General features: G+C 66.3%; 1 pseudogene. It reads right to left on the bottom strand.

What is annotated here, in order from left to right:
- Nucleotides 1-386 (bottom strand): annotated as a pseudogene (locus ACT84W_RS10910) (phage portal protein); the annotation flags it as partial.

Here is a 386-nt window from a genome sequence, read left to right as displayed (position 1 = left end):
TGCCGTTCGCCACGGCGAGCGCCATGTACGCCACGTTACGCAGGGCCGTGCCGTTGTCGCGGTTGAGGTTCTTCGCGTCAATGACCAGGGGCTCGAGGGACGCGGCGATGGCGTCCGAGGAGGACGGGTTGTCGTTGGACACTCCGAAGAAGCTCACCGGCACGTTGGTCACGGCCGACATCTGGCAAGCGAGCTGGCGCAGGTACTCCGTGAGCGGGGCCATCTGCAGCTGCGCGGACTGCCAGACCGTGGGCTTGTCGCCGTCGGGGTCTTTCGTTATCTCGTTGACCGCGCCCATGCTCGCGTCGTACTTGTTGCCGTCGTTGAGCATCTTCTTGTAGGTGCCCAGCAGCCACGTCTGCGGCAGGGTCGCGGCCTCGGCGGCG

Origin of the sequence: Paratractidigestivibacter sp. (assembly GCF_052362415.1) — a bacterium.
Taxonomy (GTDB): domain Bacteria; phylum Actinomycetota; class Coriobacteriia; order Coriobacteriales; family Atopobiaceae; genus Paratractidigestivibacter.
Note: the sequence above shows the minus strand (reverse complement) of the source record. Positions and strands in the feature narration are given on the sequence as shown.